Source organism: Mariniflexile jejuense (genome assembly GCF_042675665.1).
GTDB classification, from domain to species: Bacteria; Bacteroidota; Bacteroidia; order Flavobacteriales; family Flavobacteriaceae; genus Mariniflexile; species Mariniflexile jejuense.
In genome coordinates, this window is record NZ_JBHTJI010000022.1 from 150,730 (window position 1) to 176,491 (window position 25,762).

Sequence of the window (25,762 nt, forward strand, 5' to 3'; positions counted from 1 at the left end):
TTTAGCGTTTTTTTTTGTTAAAACAATTCATAAACAAGTATTTAGTATATCGTTTTTGTAATTTTGAGTATCAAGATTAGACTATTTTACTAACTGGAAAATAGGTTATACTCATTGTTACTTTCATATCAACTAGGCAAAGTATAATTTTGATTGTATAATAATAAACCTTAAAAGATGAAATCAATTATTTACATACTTCTTATTTGTTGTTTTGCTATAAGCTGTAATACCACAAAGCCAACTTCTTCAATCAAAAATGAAGCATTAGAAAACACCAAACTTAGTGACACCGTTAGTATTAGTAATGATGCTTTAGAGTATGAAATTATTATTATTGAACCTGGTTTCAATGCTTGGTTAGCAAGCACTGCAAGACCTGAAGGTTTCTACACACAACAATATTTAGAAAATAGAAATTATCAATATGTTATCGAGTGGAATCAACGTGTGTTACAACCACAACGCTACAATCCTAATTTATACGAAATGCAAATTGATTATCAGCCCAATATAGATTATGGGTACGATGTAAATTATAAATTGTATAACTACTTCATATATTTTCAGCTAACATATAAACAAAGATTAGGACCTTTTGTACCTAGAATTTAATCTACTTTACTTATTTTTGGAGTTCAAAAAGTAACTTTTGGAGAAATTAAAAAAACGTTGGGGTATTGATAATGATTGGCAAATTATTGTTATTTTAATTGTATTCGCTATAACCGGATCAACTGCTTCATATATAGGAAAGCCTATTTTAAACTTTTTTCAAATTTCAACAGAAAGTTTGGGTACATTTCCTTATTGGGTAATACGTATTTTGCTATTATTTGTAATGTACCAATTTCTTTTAGTGTTTTTTGGTTGGTTGTTTGGGCAACATAAATTTTTCTGGAATTTCGAAAAAAAAATGTTAAAACGTATTGGCTTGAAACGATTTGTAGATTAATGCAAAACGCAAAAAAACATATCGCTTTTAAAATAGTAACATTAATGCTTGCGCTAGCGTTATTAATTCCTACTGTTTATAAATTCACACATATTTTTGCACATCATAAACACGATATTTGTAAAGGTGAAAAAGCAACACATTTACATGAAATTAATAAAGATTGTAACTTTTACAAATTCAAATTAAGTAACCAATACACCTTCACTTTTTATAATTTTGAATTAGTTTCTTTTAATGAAGATACTGTTCAAATTGTATCACAATATCACTTTTTAAGTAAATTTCAACGGTTACAAACAACACTTCGCGGACCGCCATCATTAATTTAATAGTTACAAAATACGCTGAAACTTATCAGTAAAAATCAACTTTTAAATTAAAAAAATAATATGCGAATACTATTAAATACATTGCTATTTCTAGCAATTGCAAACCTATATGCACAAAACTCAATAAAAGGAAACGTTATTGATGCCAATACAAATCAAGGCATTCCGTTTGCTAATATTTACTTTTCAGAACTTGAAAAAGGAACATCTTCAAATGAAACAGGTTACTTTTCATTAGAAAACCTGCCTTCGGGTAATCATAAAATAATTATATCCGTTTTAGGTTATGAAACAAAATCTTTAAATCTATTCATTCCAAATACCAATAACTTAACCATTAGCTTAACTCCATCAGCTATAGAAATGCAAGCTGTAATTGTATCTACACCATTTCACAAATTACAAAGTGAAAATGTTATGAAAGTAGAACAACAAACCATTACCAATTTAAAAGCTAATGGTGCTGTAAATTTAGCCGATGGTATTACTAATATTGCTGGTGTAGAAAGTGTAACAACTGGTTTAAGCATTGGTAAACCCGTAATTCGTGGTTTAAGTTCAAATCGTGTTTTGGTTTATACACAAGGCGTTCGATTGGAAAATCAGCAATTTGGAGACGAACATGGATTGGGCATAAGTGATTCGGGTATTGAAAGCGTCGAGGTTATTAAAGGTCCTGCTTCCCTACTTTATGGTAGCGATGCGCTTGGTGGCGTATTATATTTAAATCCTGAAAAGTTTGCTCAAAATAATACTTCAAATGCCGATTTTAGTGGAAACTACTTCAGCAATACACAAGGTTTTAGTACTAATGCAGGTTATAAAAGTTCAGACGAGCATTTTAAATTTTTATTTAGAGGAAGTTTCGCAGAACATGCCGATTATAAAACAAATGTTTACCGCGTAACCAACACACGTTTTAAAGAACAGGATTTTAAAGCAGGTATTGGCTATCAAAAAGAAGGTTTCAAAACTGAGTTTAGATACAATATAAACCATTCAAAACTAGGTATTCCAGAAGAAATAGGCGAACAATCTACTAACAAAACACCATTGTTACCTTTTCAAGACCTTACAAATCATATATTTAGTTCTAAATCGACAGTATTTTTCAATAACGCACGTTTAGATATTAATTTGGGTTATATATATAATGATAGAAAGGAATTTGAAGAACACCACCATGATGATGATGACGATGAACATGAACATGAAGAAGAACATGAAGAAGATGAAATTTTAGAAGCTGCACTTCATATGAAGTTAAAAACCGCTAATTATGATATTAAGTACAACCTACCAAAACTTGGTAAGTTTGAAACCATTGTTGGTGTACAAGGTATGAACCAAGTAAATAGCAATTATGGTGAAGAGCAATTAATACCAGATGCCACAACTAACGATATTGGCGTGTTAGCAACCTCACATATTCATTTTGAAAAAACCGATGTACAATTAGGTGCGCGTTTTGATAACCGAATAATTGATATTGCTTCAGGTTTGCAAAAAAACTTTAATAGCTTTAATGGTGCTTTTGGCGTAAAAACCGATATAGCAAAAAGTATAACAGCAAGAATAAATCTGGCAACTGGTTTTAGAGCGCCAAATTTATCTGAATTAACTTCTGATGGTGCACACGAAGGTACAAACCGATATGAAATAGGAAACACAAATTTAAAAAGTGAACAAAACTTTCAAACCGATATAGCCTTAGAATATAAAAACGAACACGTTGAGTTTTTTGTTAACGGGTTTTATAACACCATTAATAATTACATTTTTCTATCACCAAACGGAACTGTTATTGATGGCAATCCTGTTTTTATTTATTTACAAGATGATGCTAAATTATATGGTGGTGAAGTTGGGTTACACATACATCCGCATCCATTAGATTGGTTACATATTGAAAGTAGTTTTGAAACCGTAACAGGCAAGCAAGCTAATAATGTTTACTTACCATTAATTCCTGCTAATTCTATAACCAATATTTTACGAGTTGAATTTGAAAAACCTTGGTTAAAAAAAGGCTATTCGTTTATAAAATTAACAACAACATTTAACCAAAACAACGTAAGTGTTTTTGAAACAACTACAAATGGCTATAGTTTATTAAGTGCTGGAATTGGTGGAAGTTTCAACCTGTTTAAAAACGAAGCAACCTTAACATTATCAGGAACTAACTTAACTAATAAAACTTATATAAATCACTTATCGCGTTTAAAAACTGATGGCGTTTTTAATATGGGAACAAATGTTATTATTGGCTTAACTTATAACTTATAATAAACCAAAATCCCTTTCAAAATTGAAAGGGATTTTTTTATTGTTCTATTTTAACTCTAGGTGTTTCTTTGCTAAAAACATAAGTGTAAATCCACATAAGTGTAAAGGTTGGAATAATATCTAAACCAGGTAATGCTTCCTCAATAAAGTTAATAACACCCGCAATTTTACCAGATTTCCCTTTATACAATCTAGTCATTAACCACCCAGAAAGTGGCGCCCAAACTATATCTGAAAATTCACCAATACCAGGAATTAAAAACGATACATAACCTATAGCATCAAATAAAATTCCTAAAAATAATTTACTGTATTTATTCATTAATTAAAATTTATATCAATTGAATAACAAGAAACATACCAAAACCAATTTTCTTTCTTTTTTAAAAATTTCAGTTACATAAATATAAACCTAAAACAGCATCAAACAATAAAAACCATTCTTAATTGTACAGAACAGGTTAATGTAGTATTTTCACGGTGTTAAATTTTACTTATGATTCAAGCAACTAACATCCATAAATTTTATAAAGACTTAGAGGTTTTAAAAGGAGTTGACATACATGTACAAAAAGGGGAAGTTATCTCTATTGTTGGTGCTTCAGGCGCAGGAAAAACAACATTATTACAAATTTTAGGCACTTTAGATAGAGCTTCCTCCAAAGAAAACTTTCAACTTACAATTAATAATACCGATGTTGGTGCTTTAAATGACAAAGCACTAGCTAAATTTAGAAATGAACACATCGGATTCATTTTTCAATTTCATCAGTTATTGCCAGAATTCACAGCTATTGAAAACGTTTGTTTACCTGCATTTATAAAAGGCACAAAAAAAGCCGATGCAGAAAAACGTGCTAAAGAATTGTTAGATTTTTTAGGATTATCACACCGTTATAACCACAAACCAAATGAACTTTCTGGTGGTGAGCAACAACGTGTTGCTGTAGCTAGAGCACTTATAAATAATCCCGATTTAATTTTTGCTGATGAACCTTCGGGGAATTTAGATAGCGAAAGTGCTGAAAATTTACATAGTCTATTTTTTAAATTGCGTGATGAATTTGGTCAAACTTTTGTAATTGTAACACACAACGAAGAACTAGCCAATTTAGCCGATAGAAAATTGGTGATGGTAGATGGAAAAATAACCAACAATCATATTGATTAGTTTTGAAAAAAATTGAACTTAAAGAGTTTTTAGACACAAAAGTAAACCAATATAATAACCCCAAGTTTATTGAAAGTGATCCAATTCAAATTCCACATAATTATTCATTAAAAGAAGATATAGAAATTGCAGGTTTTTTAACAGCTACTATTGCTTGGGGAAACCGAAAAAGCATTATAAATAATGCAAAACGGTTGATGAAGTTACTTGATAATGCTCCTTTTGATTTTGTAATAAATCATACCGAACCCGATCTAGAAAAGTTGCAACCTTTTGTTCACAGAACATTTAATGCTGATGATGCTATTCAATTTATAAAGTCATTACAAAATATTTATAAAAACCATAACGGGTTAGAAAATGTATTTGTTAAATATGCTGAAAACAAGTCGCTTCAACCATCTATTTCAAAATTTAAAACAACTTTTTTTGAAATTGAACATTTAACAAGAACACAAAAGCATATTAGCGATCCATTAAAAAATTCGGCAGCAAAACGTATCAATATGTTTTTACGATGGATGGTAAGAAACGATAATGCTGGTGTAGATTTTGGTATTTGGAAAAACCTCTCACCTACCCAACTTTCATGTCCTTTAGATGTACATTCAGGCAATGTAGCTAGAAAATTAGGGTTATTAAACAGAAAACAAAATGATGGGAAAGCTTTATTTGAATTAGATACAGCTTTAAGAAAATTAGACACAAAAGATCCCGTAAAATACGATTTTGCGTTATTTGGTTTGGGTGTGTTTGAAGGGTTTTGATAAAAAAACGATTGATAAACTCAGGTTTATCAATCGTTTTTTTTTATTCAAAAATTGTTATCTGGTTAACCTTTTAACCAAGCTTCACGTAAACTTTTTTGAGCTGGTGTAGCATCGGCTTTTTCAACAATGCCTTCACCAAAAGTATAAGATTGTGTTGTTTTAGTTTTTATCACAATTTCCTCACCATTTCTATCTAATTTCACCTCAATATCTTTACCTGGTTTCCACATAAATACATTTTGTAAAACATTGTTTGCATTTTGTAATGTTACAACTGTGCCGTCAACAACCTTTATAATATCGTTTGGTTTTACGCCATTGTCATTCCAAAAACTATTGTTTTCAACAGCATCTGTAAAAAATACAATACCTCTTTGCCCATCGCCTCCAACAATTAATTCTCCTGCGTTTTGGATGTAGTTAGTTTCAACTTTACCTTCACCTAATTCTAAACCTACTTTATTTAAAAATTCATTGTAATTAATTGGAATATCACCAACAACGTGTGTTGTTAAAAATTCGTGAACCGATGGATACGTCATAGCGCCAATTTCATCAATCAATTTATCATCTTCAAACGGTTTATTTTTTCCGTATTTATTTGATAATTCTTTCATTAAAGACAAAATACCACGTTGTCCATTACTTTCTTCGCGCATTAAAATATCAATACACATACCAATTAACGCTCCTTTTTGATAAACGTTTAAATATTGGTCTTTATAAGGTTCTTTTAATACATTTTCACTCATAATGGTAAAACTCATAGCATCATTCAAATTTCTTGACCGTTGAATTTTTTCCATCATTTTATTATAAAATTCACCTTCATCAATTAAACCTTGATCTACTTGAAATAAGTTTGCAAAATACTCTGTTACACCTTCATACATCCATAAATGTTTTGAAAATGTCGGGTTATTGTAATCAAAATAATGTACATCTTCAGAGTGTACACTTAATGGCGTAACAATATGAAAAAACTCATGCGAAACCACATCTACCATACTTGCTGCTAAGGCTGCTTCATCCATAGATTCTTGCAATACAACTACGGTTGATGTATGATGCTCTAATGCTCCAAAACCTTTTGGAGATTCTTCTTTTCCTTCTGATAAATACAAATAAATATCATAACGTGGCGTTGTATTTATAGCACCTAAAAATGTTTTTTGGGCTTGCATCATATTAAAAATAGTTTCTTTTAACGATGCTGCTGTGTGTACTTTATTTGGAGAATAAACACTTAAAACAATTTTAATATCGCCAACTTGAAATTCTTCAACATCTAAATTTCCATACATCATTGGGTTATCGGTAATATCGAAATATCTAGGTGCAAAATAACTGGTAGTTGTACTAGTACCATCTTCACTTGTTTTTGATGCTACTTGTTGCAATGCAGATGTACGTACAAAACTAGTTGGTGCAACAACATCTAACTTATATTGGTTGTTTTTTAAAGAGTCAAAATACCCTATAAAACCATGTAAATTTAACACGTAGTTTGTTGGCTCTATGTTTGTACCCGATGGTGAAAATGGCTGCTCTTTACCAATACCGCCTTCTGCTTCCATATCAAAAGTATCGTTTACTAAATACGTTATCTTATCTAGTTTTTTAGCACTTTTAATAGTCCAAGTATTTACATCGGTTTTAGTTACAGGTAATTCATTTCCATTGTAATCAATAGCTTTAAAATCGTCAATATATTTTCCAAAATCACTTACCGAGTAAGTTCCTTGAACTACTTTTGGCAATCTGTAAGTTACTGTTTCAACCGTAAAACGACCCGGATTTATTACAACAGGTGCTTTATCATTTACAACACTTGATAAATTTATTGAAGTTTCTATGGGCAAACTAGTTGCTAAATCGTTACCAGAGGTTTTTGTAGCACTACAACTGGCTAGCATAATACCCGCAAATACAGTGGCTAAAGTTTTAGTATTCATTAATTGATGGTTTTATTTTTATTTTGAATTGACGTGCAAATTACTATTATGTTACGCATTGTCTTCTTAAGGTTTTGTTAAAAAGCTTAAATATGTATATTCGCATCATGCAAAAACCTTTAATCAGCATTATTACACCTTTTAAAAATACAGCAGCTTATTTGCCCGACTGTATCAATTCTATAATAAATCAAACATATACCAATTGGGAATTAGTAATTGTTGATGATGGTTCTACCGACAATAGTTATGAAATTGTTAACGCTTTCGCGGAACACGACAACCGAATAACCCTTTTAAAAAATAATGGCAGTGGCATTATTGATGCATTACAACATGCTTTTAAGCACAGCAAAGGCAATTTCATAACCCGTATGGATAGTGATGATATTATGACGCCTAATAAACTAGAGGTGTTAGCAACCAGTTTAATAACACATGGAGAAAAACACGTAGCCGTTGGTTTGGTTACATATTTTAGTGAAACCGGTGTGGGCGAAGGCTATAAAAGTTATGAAAATTGGCTAAACAAATTAACTAAAACAGGTGATAATTATTCTGAAATTTATAAAGAATGTGTCATTCCATCACCTTGTTGGATGGTTTACAGAAGCGATTTTATAGTTTGCGATGCATTTAACCCAAACCGTTATCCGGAAGATTACGACTTAACGTTTCGATTTTACAAACACAACTTTAAATGCATTCCTTGTAACATAGTTTTACACCGTTGGCGTGATTATAGCACACGTACTTCTAGAACTCACATACACTATGCACAAAACCATTTTACCAATTTAAAACTACGACACTTTTTAGAAATTGATTATAATCCAGAAAAAACACTCATCATTTGGGGTGCAGGTACAAAAGGAAAACTTATGGCTAGCATTTTATTAGAAAAAAATATCCCTTTTGAATGGATTTGCGATAACCCAAAAAAAATAGGAAAAGATATTTACGGTAAAACTTTACGTGATTTTAAAACGCTTTCCGAATTAAACAACACACAAAGCCTTGTAACTGTGGCAAACAAACTGGCGCAAGAAGAAATAAAAACTTATTTAAATAAAATAAATAAACAGCCTTTTACAGATTATATATTCTTTTGTTAATTTAGCTTTACAATCATTTATTCATTTTCATTTTCTATATTTGAAAAATCTAAAAAGAAATGCAGTTTAAAAACCCCGAACTTCTTTACGCCTTATTTTTACTGCTTATCCCTATTATTATTCATTTATTTCAACTTCGGAAGTTTAAAAAAGAAGCCTTTACAAACGTCGCTTTTTTAAAAGAAGCTACCATACAAACGCGTAAAAGTTCACAAATAAAAAAATGGTTAATACTTTGTACACGCTTGTTGTTGTTGGCTGCCATTGTTTTAGCTTTTGCGCAACCATTTACCACAAATTCTAATACATTCAACTTAAAAAAAGAAACGGTTATTTATTTAGATAATTCTTTTAGCATGCAAGCAAAAGGCAACCAAGGTGAACTTTTAAAACGCGCTATACAAGATCTAATTAACAACGTTCCTGATGATGAAATTTTAAGCATCATAACCAACGATAATGTTTATAGAAATACCACTATAAAAGCTATAAAAAACGACTTGTTGCAGTTAAATTATTCAACAAATCAGCTAAGTTATGATGCTGCTTTATTAAAAAGCAACACCTTTTTTAGTAAGCAAAAAAACACACTTAGAAACTTAATTTTTATATCCGATTTTCAACTAAAAAACAATCCTTTTAGTTCAAAAAACGATTCATTAACCAACATACATTTAGTACAATTAAAACCCGTAAACACTAATAATGTTAGTATTGATAGTGCTTATATAGCTGCAACTACCGCAACAGCTATCGAACTTAAAGTACTTTTAAAAAACAGTGGAAAAGCCATTGAGAATTTGCCAGTGTCATTATTTAATAATAACCAACTAATTGCAAAAACATCAGTTGCAATAACCGATAAAACTGAAACCACATTTTCGTTACCTTTTAATGAAGTAATTAATGGAAAAATAACGATTGATGATGCTAATTTACAGTTTGATAACAGCCTGTTCTTCAACATCAATAAAACATCAAAAATTAATGTACTTGTTGTAAATGCAGATGATGATTCATTTTTAAAACGTATTTATACTGAAGATGAATTTAATTATACATCAACTTCAGAAAATCAATTAAATTACAGCATTATAGACCAACAACATCTCATCATTTTAAACGAATTAAATAGCATTCCTAATGCCCTAATAGCTGCTTTAAAGTCGTTCACAAACCAAGGTGGCGAACTTATTGTAATTCCTTCAATAGCTATAAATTTAGAATCGTATAATGCGTTTTTAATTAATTTTGGAATGAATTTTAACAACAGCATTCAAACCGAAAAACGCATTACAACCATAAATTATTCACATCCATTATACAACAAAGGTGTTTTTGAAAAGCAAGTTGATAATTTTCAATACCCAAAAACAAATAGTTTTTATCCTGTAAGTTCAAGTAGCGGTTCTTCTGTTTTAAAATTTGAAGATGGCAAAGCGTTTTTATTACAAAACAAACATGCTTTTGTATTTTCTTCTGCTTTAAAAAATGAAAACTCAAGCTTTAAAAATTCGCCATTAATTGTACCTACGCTTTACAATATTGGAAAATTCAGTTTTAAAAATCCTGATATTTATTACACCATTGGAAACGAAAATACGTTTGATGTAGAAACGCAATTACAACAAGATGCTGTTTTAACCTTGGTGAATGATGCCGAAAACATCATACCAAAGCAACAATATTTCAATAATAAAGTAATAATAAATACTTCTGAAACACCTTCAATAGCATCAATTTTCACAGTAAAAAATAATACAGAAGCAATTAAAAATGTAAGTTACAATTACAATAGAAATGAAAGTAATTTGGTTTATAATGTGCTTTCTTCTTCAAAAAACATAACAATTAGCAGTTCAATTTCCGAAATTTTCGATACTATAAAAAGTGATGCAAAAATTAACGCCTTATGGAAATGGTTTGTTATTTTTGCACTAGCTTTATTACTTATTGAAATGGGCATCTTAAAATACTTTAAATGAACATACTTATAAAATCTGCCACCATAATAGATTCTAAAAGCGAGTTTCACAACACAACTCAAGATATATTAATTGAAAATGGTGTGATAACCAAGATTGAAAGTACTATTAAAAACCCAAAAAACTATCAAGAAATCTCGTTTGAAAACCTTCATATATCGCAAGGTTGGTTTGATAGTAGCGTATGTTTTGGCGAACCTGGTTTTGAGGAACGAGACACCATAAAAAATGGACTAAAAACAGCAGCTGCATCCGGCTTTACAGCAGTTGCGATGAATGCAAATACAAATCCAGTTATACATTCAAATTCTGATATAACGTTTGTAAACGCAAAAGCATCAAATAATGCAGTAACATTGTTGCCTGTTGGCGCGTTAACCGTTGGTAGTAAAGGAGAAGATTTAGCTGAACTATACGACATGAATACCGCTGGAGCCGTAGCGTATTATGATTATAAAAAGCCTATAAACAACCCAAACCTTTTAAAAATTGCATTACAGTACGCTAGCAATTTTGGTGGTTTGGTATGTTCATTTCCGCAAGAAAATAAAATTTCGGGAAATGGCGTGGTTAATGAACATATTAACAGTACAAAACTTGGTTTAAAAGGCATTCCAGCTTTAGCCGAAGAATTGCAAGTGGCTCGCGATTTGTTTTTACTGGAATATACTGGTGGTAAATTACATATTCCAACCATTTCAACTGTAAAATCGGTAGAATTAATTCGTGAAGCTAAAAAGAAAAAACTGGATGTTACTTGCAGTGTTGCCATTCATAACTTATATTTTACTGATGCTGTTTTAGCAGATTTTAATACGCATTTTAAAGTATTACCACCATTAAGAACACAAACCGATGTTGATGCTTTAATTGAAGCCGTAAAAGATGGCACAATTGATATGGTTACAAGCGACCATAACCCAATTGACATTGAACATAAAAAAATTGAATTTGATTATGCTGCCTATGGTACTATTGGTTTAGAAAGTGCTTTTGGAGCATTGCAAACTATTTTTACCACCAAAAAAACAATTGACATTTTAACGAAAGGAAAATCAAGATTTGGAATAGCGCAAACACCAATAAATGTTGGTAATAAAGCTAGTATAACCCTTTTCAATCCAGATTCTAAATACACTTTTACTACTAAAAACATTATTTCAAAATCTAAAAATGCCATTTTTGAAAACGAATCTTTAAAAGGAAGCGTTTATGGTATTATTGCAAATAATCAAACGGCATTAAACTTATAAAAATGACAGAACAAGATATTGAAAAAGGAAAAAATAATGCCATAATAAGTTATATAACTATTTTTGGTGTTATCATTGCCTACTACTTAAATAATGAAGTTGAAAATAAAAGTGAGTTTGCAAGTTTCCACATTAGACAATCTTTAGGCTTATGGCTAACTTTTTTTGCTTTGGGTTACATTATTGGAAGCTTTGATAGTTGGATGATTTCATCAGGTTTTTATTTGTTTTTTGCTGTATTATTTATCTATGGTTTTGCAAATGCGCTTTCAAAAAAAGGCCAACCAGTGCCATTAATTGGTGAATTTTACCAAAAAATATTTTCAAACTTAGGAAACTAATCATGCTTAATACCTCGCTTTTTTTACATCATATTATTAGAAAATCTTCTTTAACTGAAAATGCACCATTACTTATTATGATGCACGGTTATGGCAGTGATGAAAATGATTTATTTTCATTTGCATCTGAATTACCTGAAGAACTTTTTATTATTTCTGTAAGAGCTCCATATCCTATGCAACCTTATGGAAATGCTTGGTATGCCATTAATTTTGATGCAGATCAAGGTAAATGGAATGATAATGAACAAGCTAAAAAATCGCGCGATATTATTGCAAAATTTATTGATGAAGCTATTGAAGCTTATCCTGTAAACAAAAATAGTGTAACACTTTTAGGCTTTAGCCAGGGTAGTATTTTAAGTTATGCTGTAGCTTTAACCTATCCTGAAAAAGTTAATAATATTATAGCTTTAAGCGGTTATGTGAACAAAGATATTTTACCTGAAAACACAAACCAACAAGATTATTCTAATTTAAATTTTTACTGTTCACACGGCAGTGTAGACCAAGTGATTCCTGTTGAATGGGCAAGACAAACTGTACCTTTTTTAAGCAGTTTGAATATAAAACACAAATACTCTGAATTTCCTGTAGGTCATGGTGTTGCACCACAAAATTTTTATGAATTTAAAAATTGGTTAATAGAGCGTATTTAGATTACTTTAAGTACGCCAACACGTTTGCTTCTATCCTACTTTGAATATTTGAAACATCTGCTTTTACAAAAGTTTCACCTGTAATATTCTCATAAAGTTCAATATAACGTTCGCTTACGGTTTCAATATATTCATCACTCATAAATGGTACCGTTTGTCCTTTTAAACCTTGAAAATTATTAGCAATTAACCACTGGCGTACAAACTCTTTAGAAAGTTGTTTTTGAGGTTCGCCTTTGTCTTGACGTTCTTGGTAGCCGTCAGCATAAAAATAACGTGATGAATCTGGTGTATGTATTTCATCAATCAATACAATTTTACCATCTTTAGTTTTACCAAATTCATATTTAGTATCAACCAAAATAAGTCCGCGAGAAGCTGCTATTTCACTTCCACGTTTAAATAATTTACGTGTATAATCTTCTAAAACCAGATAATCTTCTTCAGAAACAATACCACGTTTTAAAATATCTTCACGCGAAATATCTTCATCATGATCGCCCATTTCTGCTTTAGTTGCTGGTGTAATAATAGGTTCTGGAAATTTATCATTTTCTTTTAAACCTTCTGGCATCGAAACACCACAAAGTATTCGTTTTCCTGCTTTGTACTCACGTGCAGCATGACCAGACATATACCCACGAATAACCATTTCTACTTTAAAAGGTTCGCATAAATGACCTACTGCAACATTTGGATCTGGTGTTGCTGTTAACCAATTTGGCACTAAATCTTGGGTTGCAGCCATCATTTTAGTAGCAATTTGATTAAGAATTTGCCCTTTGTATGGAATACCTTTTGGCATAACTACATCAAAAGCCGAAAGTCTATCGGTAGCAATCATAACTAATTGCTCATCATTGATGTTATAAACTTCTCTTACTTTTCCTTTATAAACGTTTTTTTGCTTTGGAAAATTGAAATTGGTATCTATAATGGTATTATTTGTATTTGTCACGAATTTAATGATGTGTTTATTTTTTAAATTATTATTGAAACTACAAATGTATTAATTTACTAAAGTAATGCTGAATTTTATTAGCTTAATTGCTAATAAAAAAACTAATCTACGTTTTCAATACTTTTATAAGCTTCAATAACTTTCTTAACTAAACGGTGACGAATTACATCTTTATCATCTAAAAATATCATACCTACGCCTTCAACGTTTTTTAAAATCAATAAGGCTTCTTTTAAACCAGAAATGGTTCTACGAGGTAAATCTATTTGACCAGGATCACCAGTTAATAAAAACTTAGCGTTTTTACCCATACGGGTCAAAAACATTTTCATTTGGTTATGCGTCGTGTTTTGGCCTTCATCTAAAATTACAAAAGCATTATCTAAGGTTCTTCCGCGCATAAATGCTAATGGTGCAATTTGTATGGTACCGTTTTCAATGTACATTGCTAATTTTTCAGCAGGAATCATATCGCGCAATGCATCATATAATGGTTGCATGTATGGGTCTAGCTTTTCTTTTAAATCACCTGGTAAAAATCCTAAATTTTCACCTGCTTCCACCGCTGGTCGCGTTAAAATAATACGTTTTACTTCTTTATTTTTAAGCGCTTGAACTGCTAATGCAACACCTGTATAGGTTTTTCCTGTTCCTGCTGGTCCAATGGCAAAAACCATATCGTTTTTTCGCATGCTTTCAACAAGTTTGCGCTGGTTGGCGGTTTGTGCTTTTATAAGTTTACCACCAACACCGTGTACTAATACTTCGCCACTAGAATCGGATGTTGAGTAATCATCACTACTTTGGCTAGTAAGTACGCGTTCAATGACATTTTCATCTAACTTATTGTATTTAGAAAAGTGCTGAACAAGCATTTGCATACGGCGATTAAATTCTTCCAGTAATTCATCATCACCAAAGGCTTTAATTTTATTGCCTCTTGCTACAATTTTTAGCTTAGGAAAATATTTTTTTAAAAGTTCAATATTGATGTTTTGTTCTCCAAAAAATTCTTTTGGAGTAATTTCCTCTAGTTCGATAATAATTTCGTTCAAAAGCGTAGATGTTTGGTTAAAATTTCTTCTTAAAATAATGAAAATAATGATTATTTAAGTGAAATGATTTATTAGTTTTTTTCAGTAATTTTATTTTTACAAATATCTTATCAAGAACCTATATTTTTAGTGTTAAACATCAAAATGAAAACAAAAATTTTATGTAGGTTTGCGTATCTGTTAAAACTCAAAAATAAACAAATTTGAGTGACCAAACGCTAAAAACATATCAACAATTTATTAATGGCAATAATAACATTTACGTCCGATTTTGGAGAAAAAGATCACTTTGTAGGCGCAACAAAAGGTGCTATTTACAGTGAAATGCCAGATGTTAAAATTGTTGATATCTCACATTTTGTATCGCCTTTCAATATTTTAGAAGCTGCTTATATTATTCAAAATGCATACAATAGTTTTCCTAAAGGAACTATTCATATTATTGGTATTGATTCTGAAATTAATGAAGAAAACAAACACATTGCTATAAAACTAGACGGACATTATTTTATTTGTGCAAATAATGGGATTATGAGTATGATTTGCTCTGAAATTGCTCCCGAAAAAATTGTAGAAATCAATATACATGATAAAATACAAACCAGTTTTCCTGTGCTTGATATTTTTGTAAAGGTAGCTTGCCATATTGCCCGTGGTGGTACTTTAGAAGTTGTTGGTAAAACCATTAAAGAAATAAAACCCATAAAGCACATTATGCCTTTTGTAAATGATGATAAAACACAAATTGTTGGAAGCGTTATTTATATTGACAACTACGGAAATGTAGTTACTAACATTAAAAAATCGTTTTTTGAAACCATACAAAAAGGACGTGCTTTTGAAATATCGGCTAGAAATAATAAATTTAAAAAAATTCACAACCGATATAGCGATATTGTTAATTTTGAAATCGCTGAAGATAAACGTCATGATGAAGGAAAAGGTTTGGTAGTTTTTAATTCAGGTGGTTTTTTAGAAATTGCTATTTATAAAAGTAATAGTGCCACAATAGGAAGTGCCTCAACCTTAATGGGATTAAGTTTAATGGATAATGTAAGTGTAAGCTTTAGCACCGAATCTATTCTACCACGTGTAGAATAATATTTTATGTAAATTTATGTTGATAAGAATTGTAAAATTGAGGTTTTATGAAGCTAAAATTGAAGCTTTTCTTAGTAATTTTGATGCCAATTAGAAGTAAATAAAAATCAATTTAAAATAACTTTTAACTTTTTTAAAAAATTAATGCTAGCTATACTTAAAAAAGAAATAAACACATTTTTTGCTTCGCCTATAGGCTATTTAGTAATTGCTATTTTTTTGTTGTTAAACGGCTTGTTTTTATGGTTGTTTAAAGGAGAATTTAATATTTTAGATTATGGCTTTGCCGATGCATCATCATTCTTTTTATTAGCACCATGGATTTTAATTTTCCTTATACCTGCGGTAACTATGCGCAGTTTTTCTGATGAAAAAAAACAAGGCACATTGGAATTATTACTAACAAAACCAATATCGCACACCAACATTGTTTTAGGTAAATATTTTGGAGCATTTATTTTAATTTTAATAGCACTTATACCAACATTGCTTTATGTTTATACCATTTATCAATTAGGAAATCCGGTTGGTAATTTAGATGTTGGTAGCACACTTGGTTCTTATTTTGGTTTATTATTTTTAATTGCATCATACACTGCAATTGGCGTTTTTGCTTCAACATTATCCGACAATCAAATAGTTGCATTTATAACATCGGTTTTTATTTGCTTCATCTTTTACATTGGTTTTGAAGGTGTTGCCGAATTTATGTCTAGCAATTTCATTGAACAATTAGGTATGAGCACACATTTTAAAAGCATGAGTCGAGGTGTTTTAGACACGCGCGATATTATATATTTTTTAAGCATTACTAGCTTCTTTTTAATGCTAACTAAACTCAATATTAACAAAGAAAAAAAATGATTTACAACACGAAAACTATTATTTTTTTAATAATTGTATTTATACTTGTTTGGCTTTTTACAAATACCATAGATAAACGTAAATGGTTAAGTTTTTTAATAAGTATCCCTTTAACTTATGTTGTTTATTTTTTTGTGTTTTACCCATTGTTAAACATTTTTAGTAGTTACCATCATGAAAAACATTTCGATGTTCAAGCATGGGAAGAAGTGCCTGCCAATAGATACGAAATGAGTAATGAAATTATTAGTAAACAACTATTTTTAGGTAAAACAAAAAAAGAAGTTCAAGCTGTTTTAGGTACTAGTGAATGGTACGGTTGGGATGATAGTATTAAAGCTAATTCACCAGAAAAATGGAACTACAACATGGGCTTTAAACCAGGTGCTTTTAATATGACACAAGAATGTTTAGAACTTGTATTTAAAAACAATAAGGTTGCAAGTATTTCTCAATATCAATTAGAAACTAAATTTGAAAAGAAAAAGTAAATATATTGCTGGTTTATTAATTGCTTTAATTGGTATTAATTACTTAAGTAGTATTACTTATAAGCGGTTTGATTTAACCGAAGATAAACGCTACACACTAAGTGACGCTACTATTTCTATTGTTGAAGATGTAGATTCTCCTATAGTAATTGATGTATTTTTAAGTGGCGACGATTTTCCCTCAGAATTTAGAAGGCTTCAAAATGAAACCAAGCAATTACTTGAAGAGTTTGCTTCCAAAAATAAAAATATTGCTTTCAATTTTATAAATCCGCTAGAAGACGAAGCAACACGTGAAAGAAACATTCAACAACTTACTGAGCGTGGTTTAACACCCATGCAACTAAGCGTTCAAGAAAGTGGAAAAGCATCTCAAGCTATTATTTTTCCTTGGGCATTAGCCAGTTATAATGATGAAACGGTTATCATTCCGCTAGTAAAAAGTAAAATTGGCGCTTCACAACAAGATTTAGTTACTAACTCTGTACAACATTTAGAATATGCATTTGCAGATGGTTTTAGCAAATTAACAAAACCTAAAAGCAAAAAAATTGCAGTTTTAAGAGGCAATAAACAGTTAGAAGATAAGTATATAGCTAATTTTATTAGGAAACTTGGTGAATACTATTTTATAGCACCTTTTACGCTTGATAGTGTTTCAAAATACCCACAAAAAACAGTTGAAAAATTAAAAGATTTCGATTTAATAATTTCAGCAAAACCAACCGAAGCATTTTCTGAAGATGAAAAATTTGCTTTGGACCAATTCACCATGAACGGTGGTAAAAGTCTTTGGTTAATTGATGCTGTAGCTATGGAAAAAGATAGTTTATACAACGCATCTGGCAAAAATTTTGCCACTACTAGAGATTTAAATTTAACCGATTTTTTCTTTAAATACGGCATTCGTATAAACCCTGTTATGGTTAGTACGCTTTACTCTGCTCCTATTACCTTAGCAATGGGCGAAGGTAGTGAATCGCAATTTCAACATTTACGTTGGCCATATTCTCCATTAGCTTCAACCAATGAAACACATCCTATTGTTAACAATTTAAATTTAGTAAAATTTGATTTTGCCAATCAAATTGACACGCTAAAAAATAACATAAAAAAAACCATTTTACTTGAAACTGCGCCATTAACAAAACTAGAAGGCACACCAAGAGAAGTTAGTTTAAGTATTGTAACTCAAGAACCAGACCCAAGCACTTTTAACAAAGGAAATCAAGCACTGGCAGTTCTTTTAGAAGGCAAATTTAATTCGGTTTACAGCAATCGTGTAAAACCTTTTGAACTTAAAAACGAATTAAATATTAGTAAGCCAACAAAAATGATTGTAATTGCCGACGGCGATGTTATAAAAAACGATGTTTCAAGAAATGTACCGCAAGAATTAGGTTTTGATAGATGGACTGGACAAACATTTGGTAACAAGGAATTTTTGCTAAATGCCGTAAATTATTTACTAGACGACAATGGACTTATAAACATTCGTTCAAAAGAAATAGTTATTAATTTTCTAGACCAAGAAAAAATTGCCGATAAAAAAATAAAATGGCAAGTTATAAACATTCTGCTTCCGTTAGTATTATTAGGAATTTTTGGTGTTATTTTTAATTATTTCAGAAGAAAAAAGTATGCAAACTAAGAAGCTTAACACTCTTGTTTCTTAAGATTAAATGTTAATAAGTTTGTTTCGAATATTAGTATGTATAGAATATATTTGTAAGTAGAAAAACTAAACTTTTAACCAAGTTATTTTTATAAAACATTCTAGGTAACTAACCCAATGAATGTTTCATATTACCAAAAAAAATTAAAGTTACATGAAATTTATAGTATCAAGTACCTATTTATTAAAACAATTACAGGTTTTAGGCGGTGTAATTAACAGTTCAAACACCTTACCTATTTTAGATAATTTTTTATTTGAATTAGATAATTCAACCCTTACTGTTTCTGCAAGCGATTTAGAAACAACTATGGCTTCTTCATTAGAAGTTGAAAGTGATAGTACTGGTAGTGTTGCAATTCCTGCACGTTTATTATTAGATACTTTAAAAACATTTCCAGAGCAACCTTTAACTTTTGTAGTTGAAGAAAACAATACGGTAGAAATTAGTTCAAACCATGGTAAATACGCCTTAGCTTATGCCGATGGAAAAGAGTTTCCTAAAGCAGTTTCACTTGATGACCCTAGTAAAACCGTTGTACTTGGCGATGTGTTAGCTTCTGCCATAAGTAAAACAATTTTTGCTGCAGGTAATGATGATTTACGCCCAGTAATGAGTGGTGTGTTTTTTCAGTTTTCAACACAAGGTTTAACATTTGTAGCTACCGATGCTCATAAATTGGTAAAGTACACACGAGAAGATATAAAAGCGAACCAAGTAGCAGAATTTATCATGCCTAAAAAACCTTTAAATTTATTAAAAGGAATTTTAGCTGGAAGTGAAAATGATGTAACTATAGAATATAACGACTCTAACGCTAAATTTACTTTTGAAAATTCAGTTTTAATTTGTCGTTTAATTGATGGAAAATACCCTAATTATGAAGCGGTTATTCCTAAAGAAAACCCAAACAAACTGGTAATTGGTAGAACACAATTTTTAAACTCTGTGCGTCGTGTTAGTATTTTCTCGAACAAAACAACACACCAAATTAGATTAAAAATTGCTGGCGCAGAACTTAATATTTCTGCTGAAGATATTGATTACAGCAACAAAGCTGAAGAGCGTTTAACATGCGATTACCAAGGTGATGATATGCAAATTGGTTTTAACTCGCGTTTTTTAACCGAAATGCTAAACAATTTAAACTCTGATGATGTGCAACTTGAAATGAGTATGCCAAATAGAGCTGGTATTTTAACACCTGTTGATGGGTTGGATGAAGGCGAGCAAATTACAATGCTTGTTATGCCAGTTATGTTAAATAGCTAAAATAATGTTCTGTGTAAACAGAAATATCTATAAAAAGAGGCTATCCAGATTTTTTCTGATAGCCTCTTTTTCTTTTTTTGTATTTGAATGATGTATACTTTAAAAACTTCTTTCTTCTTAAAAATTAATTGATAAAAGTAAAAGATAAAGGGTATTTTGGTGTTTCGCCATTACTAACTTTAATGGCATTTATAATAGGCATAACTATTGATGCAATTCCTAATACAACAAAACCTAAAAGACCTAAACCTAACAATAAAATAAGCGGAATACATATTATAAAATATATTATTAAACTAAGTTGAAAGTTTATAATATTTTTTCCGTGTTCGTCCATTTTATAAACTTTTTCTTTTTGGGTAATCCAAATAATTAAAGGTATTAACAAACTACCAAAGCCCGTAACAAGTGTTACTAATTGACTTAAATGGGTGATAACTAAAAGTTGATTGTCTTGTCTCATGATGATGGTTTTTTTTTGATTGATACTTATATGACGTATAAATCAAAAAAATGTTACAACCATAGCTTTTACCATCTAAACAAAACCTAATGCATGCCTTTATTTTGATTAAAGTGAACTTCAAACCATTCAGGTTGTTCTATTTCGTTATCATAAATATAATCTGCTATTTTATAAATAACATCTTCTGGATATGGTAGTTTTTGCATAACACCAAAACGCTTAACAGCTCCAAACATTTTTGCGTCATTTTCATTTGGATTTTTAATCCAGTTCAGCATATTTGTTATAAACTCATCTTTTGTAGTTTCTTTAAAAATGTAGCGTCTTTTTATAGCTATCATTGGTGGTGCTAGCCTATTTTCTTCACTTGTAGTAGCATCATGACATGCATAACAATAGGTTTCCATTAATTTTTTTCCAGGATGTGTAGTATCGTTTTTTTCGCCATTAATAACAGTGCCTTTTGAATAGTTATCACTTTTATTGTTTTTACAACTTGCAAAACATAACAGCAATACAAATGAAAAAATATAAAGTTTCATATTGTGTATTTAAAATTTAATCTTCACTTTTTTTCATAGCTAAAAATGGCATTTCTGCATTAAAAGCTATCGTTTCAAAGGTATGTGTGTTAAATAATCGTTCAAAAAAAGTATGCTTATCAACCAACATAGCAATCAATTTGATGTTGTTTGTAAGTGTAAACTCGTGCAAAGTTTCATAAACATTATTATTCTTTACTACCAAATAATCAAAAACAGGATATTTAAAAATTTGCTTTAATAGGTCTATCGATTTATCAAGTTCATCAGCAAAATCTTGTTCACATAATGCGTGTAAAATATGCACTTTACTGTTATTTAAAGATATGATCTCTTTTACTTGTTTAAAATCTTCTTTTCTATATAAATTTTTAAAACTAGTAGTAAACCCAACAGCTTCTAAACCATCAAATTTACATGCTTCTGGTATAGCCAATACTGGTATATTACTTCTTTGAATAACTTTAACCGTATTACTACCAAAAAACATTTTGGTTAGACCCGAAGCGCCTTTTGTACCCATTATAATTAAATCTACATTGTATTTACTTGAAACTTGATTTATAGAATCGATAAAATTATCATAATCTACAATAGCAATAAATTGATGTTTATCATTGTTGTAATGCTTTTTCATTTTAACAATAATGTTATTGATTGATTTTTTTGCTGCATCAACAATAGTGTTATAAATAGTTGCTGAAGCATTTACCACCATCATGTCATCAGAAATAAAAGAAGATGCTTTTTGAACATTCAAAATATAAAATATGCAAGATTCATTTTTATATAATTCAACTGCATAATTAATTGCATTAATTGAATTTTTAGAGAAATCTGTAGGTAATAAAATAGTTTTCATTGCTTTCTATAGTTTAAAATAATTCATTATCAATTAATTATAAATATTTAATAAATATAAATTTATGCTAAATACATATAGAAAACTATGACAAATATCAGTTGTAAAAACTAACACTTTTAAACACTAAAAATTAGCATAATTACGCAAAGCATTGTATTTTCGGCATAATAAATGTTAATAAAAAACTTCTTAACTCTATTTTTAATTTATATGACACGATTTTTAACCCTTTTAATGATTTTAGTATTTTTTTATGCAAATACAAATGCACAAAATAAAGCTGTTGCTGCTGGTGAAAAACTTGTATATACAACATCTTATAACATGTCTGGTGTACTTACAGATATAGCGCAAGTAACCATGGAAGCTAGTGAAGTTAAAACATCAAAATCAACTCTTTTACGATTAAAATGTACTGCAGCTACTTACAGTAAATGGGACAATTTTTTTAAAATTAGAGATTTATACGAAAGCTATGTAAACCCTAGTAACTTAACTCCATACTTATACAATAGAGATATTAATGAAGGAAGTTATTTTAAAAATATGAAATATACTTTTAGCAATAGCTCAAATACAGTAAAATCTGTAATGAAAAAAAAGAATAATTATGTTGAAGAAAAAACAGTAAAAATAAACTCTGGCACTAAAGATATTGTTTCTACACTTTACTATATGCGGACTTTAGATTATAAAAACATGCCTGTTGGCACAAAAAAAACGTTTACCATTTTATTTGATAACGAAGAAATTAAAGGCATTTTAACATACTTAGGTAAAGAAACCCTATCTACAGCTATTGGCAAAAAGGAATGCTACAAACTAGCGGTTGGTTCTAGTGAAGCAAATGTTTTACAAGGTAAAAACAGTAATTACATTTGGTTAACTGCTGATGAAAATAAAATAATAGTTTACGGTAAATTTAAAATTCCTGTTGGTAACGGAGAATTAAAAATTAAGTCGGCATCAGGTTTAAGAAATTAAATGGCTATGAAAAAATTATTTACTATTCTAGCTATTATAGCATCGGTTTTTGCTATTTTATTTTCCGTACTGCCTATTTCAAATTTGGCAATTTTTCCAGCTATAGCAGCTCTTATTTTTGGTGTTACTGCTTTTTATTTGTCAAAAAAAGCAGGTCAAGTAAAAAAAATAATTCAATTTACATTTATTTTAACCATAATAGCTTTAAGTATAACAACTTACAAAGCTATTTTTACAAAAACAATTGTTGAAAATACAGATGTTTTAGATGCAAAAGAAACACAATTTGAAGAAGATGCGATTGAAGAATTAGAAGGATTAGAAATTGAAAGCACTGATATAGATTCCCTTGAACTTGAAAATATAGAATTAGACAATTAATTAGTAAGTAATTTCTTTGCTTTTTATATATTTGCATTGATAATTTACAAACAAATAACTTTTAAGTAATACCTTTTACAAGAATATCTTTCACAAGTTGCAAAATTAATTAATACATGAAAACCTTTTGTATACTCTCAGCATTTGCGTTAGTTGGCACCTGTGCAACTCCAAAGTATACTGCTAGAATTCAATCACTAAAAGACAATATAAAACTTGAGGATAGTACTTTGGTACTTAAATATGCAAATACTATTACTTCAGAAGAGTTAAGTACACAACTTTATAAATTTGCATCTAAAGATTTTGAAGGAAGACGCGTAGGTGAAAAAGGACAAAAAAAAGCAGCTCAATTCCTAAAATCTTATTATATAAATGAAGCAATTGAGTCGCCTTTAGGAACTCAAAATTATTACCAAACTATTCCTAAACATTTCTTTTCTAAAGGCATAAAAGCATCAGAAAATGTACTAGCTTATATTAAAGGTTCTCAATACCCTGATGATATTATTATAATATCTGCACATTTAGATCATTTAGGAATTAATGATGATGGAAAAATAAACTATGGTGCCGATGATGATGGCTCTGGTACAGTTGCGCTTATGGAAATGGCACAAGCATTTAATACCGCAAAAAAAGAAGGAAATGGTCCAAAACGAAGTATTCTTTTTTTACACTTAACTGCTGAAGAAATTGGAAAAAGAGGCTCTGAATATTATGTGAAAAACCCAATATTTCCTTTAGAAAATACCATAGCAAATCTAAATATAGATATGATAGGACGCGTTGATAAAATTCATGAAAACAACAAAAACTATCTATATTTAATAGGCTCTGATAGGCTAAGTAAAGAACTTCATTACCTTTCTGAAAAAGTTAACAATGCCTATTTTAATATCGACTTAGATTATAGGTTTAATGCCGAAAATGATAAAAACAATTACTATTCAAGATCAGACCATTATAATTTTGCTTCAAATGGAATTCCTGTAATATTTTATTTTAATGGTGAACATAGCGATTACCACAACCCTACTGATACACCCGATAAAATAAACTACAGCCTACTAGAAAAAAGAACTAAATTAATTTTTGCCACAGCATGGCAATTAGCAAACCAAAAAAATAGACTTGTAGTTGATACAAAAAGCCAATTTCTTAATTAGAAAAAAATAAGTTTATTAAATTATTTTTTTTGTATTATAGTAAAAATATTTTTTGATGAAAAAATTCACACTAATTTCGTGTACCATACTACTAATAGTAAGTTGTGGCACTTGCCAGAATAATAAAAACAGTAAAGATGCTGAAAAAGCAGCACAATTTGCAGAAACAATAACTCAAGACGAATTAAAAGAAGCTCTTTTTACCTATGCTTCAGACGAGTTTGAAGGCAGAAAAACAGGAGAACCCGGACAAAAAAAAGCCATTGAATTTCTTAAAAACCATTATGTTTCTTTAGGAATTTCGTCACCAATTGCTAATGGAGATTATTTTCAAAAAATACCTGCATCCTACTTTACAAACGACATTAAAGAGTCTGAAAACGTAGTTGCATATATAAAAGGCACTGAAAAACCAGATGAAATTGTTATTATTTCAGCACACCTAGACCATATAGGTATATCAAAAAATGGTGATATTAACAATGGTGCAGATGATGATGGTTCTGGTACAGTTGCCATTTTAGAAATTGCTGAAGCCTTTAAAATTGCTGCTGATAAAGGATATGGTCCTAAACGAAGCATTTTATTTTTACACGTTACGGGTGAAGAAATTGGCTTGTTTGGTTCTCGCTATTATACAGAAGTAAATCCTATATTCCCTTTAGCAAATACAGTTGCCGATTTAAATATTGATATGATAGGACGTGTTGATAGAAAACATGAAAACCAACGAAACTATTTGTATTTGATAGGTTCTGATAAACTAAGTCAAGAATTACACGATATATCTGAAGCTGTAAATAACCAATATTTTAATATGGAATTTGATTATACATATAATGATGAAAACGATCCTAATAGATTTTATTACCGCTCAGACCATTATAACTTTGCTAAAAACAATATTCCAGTAATATTTTATTTTAACGGAACACATGCCGATTATCATAGACCTAGCGATACTCCTGACAAAATACAATACGACCTATTAGAAACACGTGCACGTTTAGTTTTCCATACCGCTTGGGAATTGGCTAATAGAGATGAGCGTATAAAAGTTGATAAAAAATAAACAAGTACTAATAAAAAACATTAAAAGCCTTTCAATTTCTT

At 30.1% G+C, this 25,762-nt stretch carries 27 protein-coding genes; 20 read left to right on the plus strand and 7 right to left on the minus strand.

Annotated elements, in window-relative coordinates; all coding sequences use genetic code 11:
* Positions 1 to 177: 177 nt before the first annotated feature.
* The 4 genes from ACFQ1R_RS12370 to ACFQ1R_RS12385 are packed head-to-tail and all read left to right on the plus strand — an operon-like array spanning position 178 to position 3,573.
* Entirely contained in the window at positions 178 to 615 is a 438-nt protein-coding gene (locus ACFQ1R_RS12370; RefSeq protein WP_379926548.1) for a DUF6146 family protein, read from the plus strand.
* A gap of 37 nt (positions 616 to 652) precedes the next feature.
* Positions 653 to 955, plus strand: coding sequence for a DUF6787 family protein (locus tag ACFQ1R_RS12375; RefSeq protein WP_379926549.1), 303 nt, complete (start codon positions 653 to 655; stop codon positions 953 to 955).
* A 44-nt stretch (positions 956 to 999) separates the two neighbouring features.
* Positions 1,000 to 1,287 carry a hypothetical protein gene (locus ACFQ1R_RS12380; protein ID WP_379926550.1) on the plus strand — a complete coding sequence of 96 codons (288 nt, stop codon included), beginning with the start codon at positions 1,000 to 1,002 and terminating at the stop codon, positions 1,285 to 1,287.
* A gap of 60 nt (positions 1,288 to 1,347) precedes the next feature.
* A complete protein-coding gene (locus tag ACFQ1R_RS12385) occupies positions 1,348 to 3,573 on the plus strand; it encodes a TonB-dependent receptor (RefSeq protein WP_379926551.1) in 2,226 nt (741 codons plus the stop codon).
* A 37-nt stretch (positions 3,574 to 3,610) separates the two neighbouring features.
* Here the strand turns inward: ACFQ1R_RS12385 and ACFQ1R_RS12390 are convergent, their stop codons facing one another.
* Entirely contained in the window at positions 3,611 to 3,895 is a 285-nt protein-coding gene (locus ACFQ1R_RS12390) for a hypothetical protein (RefSeq protein WP_379926552.1), read from the minus strand.
* Between the two features lie 174 nt (positions 3,896 to 4,069).
* Between ACFQ1R_RS12390 and ACFQ1R_RS12395 the strand changes: the two genes are divergently transcribed.
* Together ACFQ1R_RS12395 and ACFQ1R_RS12400 are read left to right on the plus strand one after the other, a co-directional pair.
* Positions 4,070 to 4,744: an ABC transporter ATP-binding protein gene (locus ACFQ1R_RS12395; RefSeq protein ID WP_379926553.1), complete on the plus strand. Its 675-nt coding sequence runs from the start codon at positions 4,070 to 4,072 to the stop codon at positions 4,742 to 4,744.
* A 2-nt stretch (positions 4,745 to 4,746) separates the two neighbouring features.
* Positions 4,747 to 5,511 carry a TIGR02757 family protein gene (locus ACFQ1R_RS12400; RefSeq protein ID WP_379926554.1) on the plus strand — a complete coding sequence of 255 codons (765 nt, stop codon included), beginning with the start codon at positions 4,747 to 4,749 and terminating at the stop codon, positions 5,509 to 5,511.
* A gap of 65 nt (positions 5,512 to 5,576) precedes the next feature.
* Here the strand turns inward: ACFQ1R_RS12400 and ACFQ1R_RS12405 are convergent, their stop codons facing one another.
* On the minus strand, positions 5,577 to 7,469 hold the full coding sequence (locus ACFQ1R_RS12405) for a M61 family metallopeptidase (protein ID WP_379926555.1): 1,893 nt from the start codon (positions 7,467 to 7,469) through the stop codon (positions 5,577 to 5,579).
* Between the two features lie 92 nt (positions 7,470 to 7,561).
* Here ACFQ1R_RS12405 and ACFQ1R_RS12410 point away from each other — a divergent pair, with 92 nt between their 5' ends.
* The 5 genes from ACFQ1R_RS12410 to ACFQ1R_RS12430 are packed head-to-tail and all read left to right on the plus strand — an operon-like array spanning position 7,562 to position 12,822.
* A complete protein-coding gene (locus ACFQ1R_RS12410) occupies positions 7,562 to 8,584 on the plus strand; it encodes a glycosyltransferase family 2 protein (protein WP_379926556.1) in 1,023 nt (340 codons plus the stop codon).
* 59 nt (positions 8,585 to 8,643) lie between these two features.
* Positions 8,644 to 10,569: a vWA domain-containing protein gene (locus ACFQ1R_RS12415; protein WP_379926557.1), complete on the plus strand. Its 1,926-nt coding sequence runs from the start codon at positions 8,644 to 8,646 to the stop codon at positions 10,567 to 10,569.
* A complete protein-coding gene (locus tag ACFQ1R_RS12420) occupies positions 10,566 to 11,822 on the plus strand; it encodes a dihydroorotase (RefSeq protein ID WP_379926558.1) in 1,257 nt (418 codons plus the stop codon). Before ACFQ1R_RS12415 ends, ACFQ1R_RS12420 begins: the two co-directional genes overlap by 4 nt.
* A 2-nt stretch (positions 11,823 to 11,824) precedes the next feature.
* Positions 11,825 to 12,163, plus strand: a complete 339-nt coding sequence (locus tag ACFQ1R_RS12425; protein WP_379926559.1) for a hypothetical protein — start codon at positions 11,825 to 11,827, stop codon at positions 12,161 to 12,163.
* Between the two features lie 2 nt (positions 12,164 to 12,165).
* Entirely contained in the window at positions 12,166 to 12,822 is a 657-nt protein-coding gene (locus ACFQ1R_RS12430; protein WP_379926561.1) for an alpha/beta hydrolase, read from the plus strand.
* Position 12,823: 1 nt separating this feature from the next.
* Here ACFQ1R_RS12430 and ACFQ1R_RS12435 read toward each other — a convergent pair whose 3' ends face one another.
* Positions 12,824 to 13,780 (minus strand): phosphoribosylaminoimidazolesuccinocarboxamide synthase, encoded by a 957-nt coding sequence (locus tag ACFQ1R_RS12435; protein WP_379926562.1) that lies wholly within the window; start codon positions 13,778 to 13,780, stop codon positions 12,824 to 12,826.
* Between the two features lie 104 nt (positions 13,781 to 13,884).
* Positions 13,885 to 14,838 (minus strand): PhoH family protein, encoded by a 954-nt coding sequence (locus tag ACFQ1R_RS12440; RefSeq protein WP_379926563.1) that lies wholly within the window; start codon positions 14,836 to 14,838, stop codon positions 13,885 to 13,887.
* A gap of 243 nt (positions 14,839 to 15,081) precedes the next feature.
* Between ACFQ1R_RS12440 and ACFQ1R_RS12445 the strand changes: the two genes are divergently transcribed.
* From ACFQ1R_RS12445 to dnaN, 5 genes are all read left to right on the plus strand, one after another.
* Positions 15,082 to 15,939 (plus strand): SAM hydrolase/SAM-dependent halogenase family protein, encoded by an 858-nt coding sequence (locus ACFQ1R_RS12445; RefSeq protein ID WP_379926564.1) that lies wholly within the window; start codon positions 15,082 to 15,084, stop codon positions 15,937 to 15,939.
* Between the two features lie 144 nt (positions 15,940 to 16,083).
* Complete coding sequence (gldF, locus tag ACFQ1R_RS12450) at positions 16,084 to 16,803, plus strand: gliding motility-associated ABC transporter permease subunit GldF (protein WP_379926565.1); 720 nt, start codon at positions 16,084 to 16,086, stop codon at positions 16,801 to 16,803.
* Positions 16,800 to 17,294: a hypothetical protein gene (locus ACFQ1R_RS12455; protein WP_379926566.1), complete on the plus strand. Its 495-nt coding sequence runs from the start codon at positions 16,800 to 16,802 to the stop codon at positions 17,292 to 17,294. The genes gldF and ACFQ1R_RS12455 overlap by 4 nt, the downstream gene beginning before the upstream one ends.
* Positions 17,278 to 18,945, plus strand: coding sequence for a gliding motility-associated ABC transporter substrate-binding protein GldG (gldG, locus tag ACFQ1R_RS12460; protein WP_379926567.1), 1,668 nt, complete (start codon positions 17,278 to 17,280; stop codon positions 18,943 to 18,945). The genes ACFQ1R_RS12455 and gldG overlap by 17 nt, the downstream gene beginning before the upstream one ends.
* Before the next feature lie 178 nt (positions 18,946 to 19,123).
* Positions 19,124 to 20,242, plus strand: coding sequence for a DNA polymerase III subunit beta (gene dnaN / locus ACFQ1R_RS12465; RefSeq protein ID WP_379926568.1), 1,119 nt, complete (start codon positions 19,124 to 19,126; stop codon positions 20,240 to 20,242).
* A gap of 124 nt (positions 20,243 to 20,366) precedes the next feature.
* Here the strand turns inward: dnaN and ACFQ1R_RS12470 are convergent, their stop codons facing one another.
* From ACFQ1R_RS12470 to ACFQ1R_RS12480, 3 genes are all read right to left on the minus strand, one after another.
* The gene (locus tag ACFQ1R_RS12470) at positions 20,367 to 20,705 is read right to left on the minus strand and encodes a DUF4870 domain-containing protein (RefSeq protein WP_379926569.1); all 339 of its coding nucleotides are present in this window, start codon (positions 20,703 to 20,705) and stop codon (positions 20,367 to 20,369) included.
* 86 nt (positions 20,706 to 20,791) lie between these two features.
* Positions 20,792 to 21,250 (minus strand): hypothetical protein, encoded by a 459-nt coding sequence (locus ACFQ1R_RS12475; RefSeq protein WP_379926570.1) that lies wholly within the window; start codon positions 21,248 to 21,250, stop codon positions 20,792 to 20,794.
* A 16-nt stretch (positions 21,251 to 21,266) separates the two neighbouring features.
* Positions 21,267 to 22,112, minus strand: a complete 846-nt coding sequence (locus ACFQ1R_RS12480; protein ID WP_379926571.1) for a universal stress protein — start codon at positions 22,110 to 22,112, stop codon at positions 21,267 to 21,269.
* Positions 22,113 to 22,349: 237 nt separating this feature from the next.
* On the opposite strand from ACFQ1R_RS12480, the gene ACFQ1R_RS12485 reads away from it, so the two are divergent.
* From ACFQ1R_RS12485 to ACFQ1R_RS12500, 4 genes are all read left to right on the plus strand, one after another.
* Positions 22,350 to 23,099 carry a DUF3108 domain-containing protein gene (locus ACFQ1R_RS12485; RefSeq protein ID WP_379926572.1) on the plus strand — a complete coding sequence of 250 codons (750 nt, stop codon included), beginning with the start codon at positions 22,350 to 22,352 and terminating at the stop codon, positions 23,097 to 23,099.
* Between the two features lie 6 nt (positions 23,100 to 23,105).
* Positions 23,106 to 23,480 carry an FUSC family protein gene (locus ACFQ1R_RS12490; RefSeq protein ID WP_379926573.1) on the plus strand — a complete coding sequence of 125 codons (375 nt, stop codon included), beginning with the start codon at positions 23,106 to 23,108 and terminating at the stop codon, positions 23,478 to 23,480.
* Positions 23,481 to 23,596: 116 nt separating this feature from the next.
* Positions 23,597 to 24,649 (plus strand): M28 family peptidase, encoded by a 1,053-nt coding sequence (locus tag ACFQ1R_RS12495; protein ID WP_379926574.1) that lies wholly within the window; start codon positions 23,597 to 23,599, stop codon positions 24,647 to 24,649.
* 55 nt (positions 24,650 to 24,704) lie between these two features.
* Positions 24,705 to 25,721: a M28 family metallopeptidase gene (locus ACFQ1R_RS12500; protein ID WP_379926575.1), complete on the plus strand. Its 1,017-nt coding sequence runs from the start codon at positions 24,705 to 24,707 to the stop codon at positions 25,719 to 25,721.
* The last annotated feature ends 41 nt before the right edge of the window (positions 25,722 to 25,762 follow it).

What these genes read in the sequence shown, in the direction of transcription:
- ACFQ1R_RS12485 (WP_379926572.1), top strand. Translation starts at nt 22,350, where the DNA reads ATGATTTTAGTATTTTTTTATGCAAATACAAATGCACAAAATAAAGCT.
- ACFQ1R_RS12445 (WP_379926564.1), top strand. Translation starts at nt 15,082, where the DNA reads ATGGCAATAATAACATTTACGTCCGATTTTGGAGAAAAAGATCACTTT.
- ACFQ1R_RS12380 (WP_379926550.1), top strand. Translation starts at nt 1,000, where the DNA reads ATGCTTGCGCTAGCGTTATTAATTCCTACTGTTTATAAATTCACACAT.
- ACFQ1R_RS12405 (WP_379926555.1), bottom strand. Translation starts at nt 7,469, where the DNA reads ATGAATACTAAAACTTTAGCCACTGTATTTGCGGGTATTATGCTAGCC.
- ACFQ1R_RS12410 (WP_379926556.1), top strand. Translation starts at nt 7,562, where the DNA reads ATGTATATTCGCATCATGCAAAAACCTTTAATCAGCATTATTACACCT.
- ACFQ1R_RS12390 (WP_379926552.1), bottom strand. Translation starts at nt 3,895, where the DNA reads ATGAATAAATACAGTAAATTATTTTTAGGAATTTTATTTGATGCTATA.
- ACFQ1R_RS12415 (WP_379926557.1), top strand. Translation starts at nt 8,644, where the DNA reads ATGCAGTTTAAAAACCCCGAACTTCTTTACGCCTTATTTTTACTGCTT.
- gldF (WP_379926565.1), top strand. Translation starts at nt 16,084, where the DNA reads ATGCTAGCTATACTTAAAAAAGAAATAAACACATTTTTTGCTTCGCCT.
- ACFQ1R_RS12385 (WP_379926551.1), top strand. Translation starts at nt 1,348, where the DNA reads ATGCGAATACTATTAAATACATTGCTATTTCTAGCAATTGCAAACCTA.
- ACFQ1R_RS12425 (WP_379926559.1), top strand. Translation starts at nt 11,825, where the DNA reads ATGACAGAACAAGATATTGAAAAAGGAAAAAATAATGCCATAATAAGT.
- ACFQ1R_RS12370 (WP_379926548.1), top strand. Translation starts at nt 178, where the DNA reads ATGAAATCAATTATTTACATACTTCTTATTTGTTGTTTTGCTATAAGC.
- ACFQ1R_RS12395 (WP_379926553.1), top strand. Translation starts at nt 4,070, where the DNA reads ATGATTCAAGCAACTAACATCCATAAATTTTATAAAGACTTAGAGGTT.
- ACFQ1R_RS12470 (WP_379926569.1), bottom strand. Translation starts at nt 20,705, where the DNA reads ATGAGACAAGACAATCAACTTTTAGTTATCACCCATTTAAGTCAATTA.
- ACFQ1R_RS12420 (WP_379926558.1), top strand. Translation starts at nt 10,566, where the DNA reads ATGAACATACTTATAAAATCTGCCACCATAATAGATTCTAAAAGCGAG.
- ACFQ1R_RS12490 (WP_379926573.1), top strand. Translation starts at nt 23,106, where the DNA reads ATGAAAAAATTATTTACTATTCTAGCTATTATAGCATCGGTTTTTGCT.
- ACFQ1R_RS12500 (WP_379926575.1), top strand. Translation starts at nt 24,705, where the DNA reads ATGAAAAAATTCACACTAATTTCGTGTACCATACTACTAATAGTAAGT.
- ACFQ1R_RS12495 (WP_379926574.1), top strand. Translation starts at nt 23,597, where the DNA reads ATGAAAACCTTTTGTATACTCTCAGCATTTGCGTTAGTTGGCACCTGT.
- ACFQ1R_RS12475 (WP_379926570.1), bottom strand. Translation starts at nt 21,250, where the DNA reads ATGAAACTTTATATTTTTTCATTTGTATTGCTGTTATGTTTTGCAAGT.
- ACFQ1R_RS12430 (WP_379926561.1), top strand. Translation starts at nt 12,166, where the DNA reads ATGCTTAATACCTCGCTTTTTTTACATCATATTATTAGAAAATCTTCT.
- ACFQ1R_RS12480 (WP_379926571.1), bottom strand. Translation starts at nt 22,112, where the DNA reads ATGAAAACTATTTTATTACCTACAGATTTCTCTAAAAATTCAATTAAT.
- dnaN (WP_379926568.1), top strand. Translation starts at nt 19,124, where the DNA reads ATGAAATTTATAGTATCAAGTACCTATTTATTAAAACAATTACAGGTT.
- ACFQ1R_RS12455 (WP_379926566.1), top strand. Translation starts at nt 16,800, where the DNA reads ATGATTTACAACACGAAAACTATTATTTTTTTAATAATTGTATTTATA.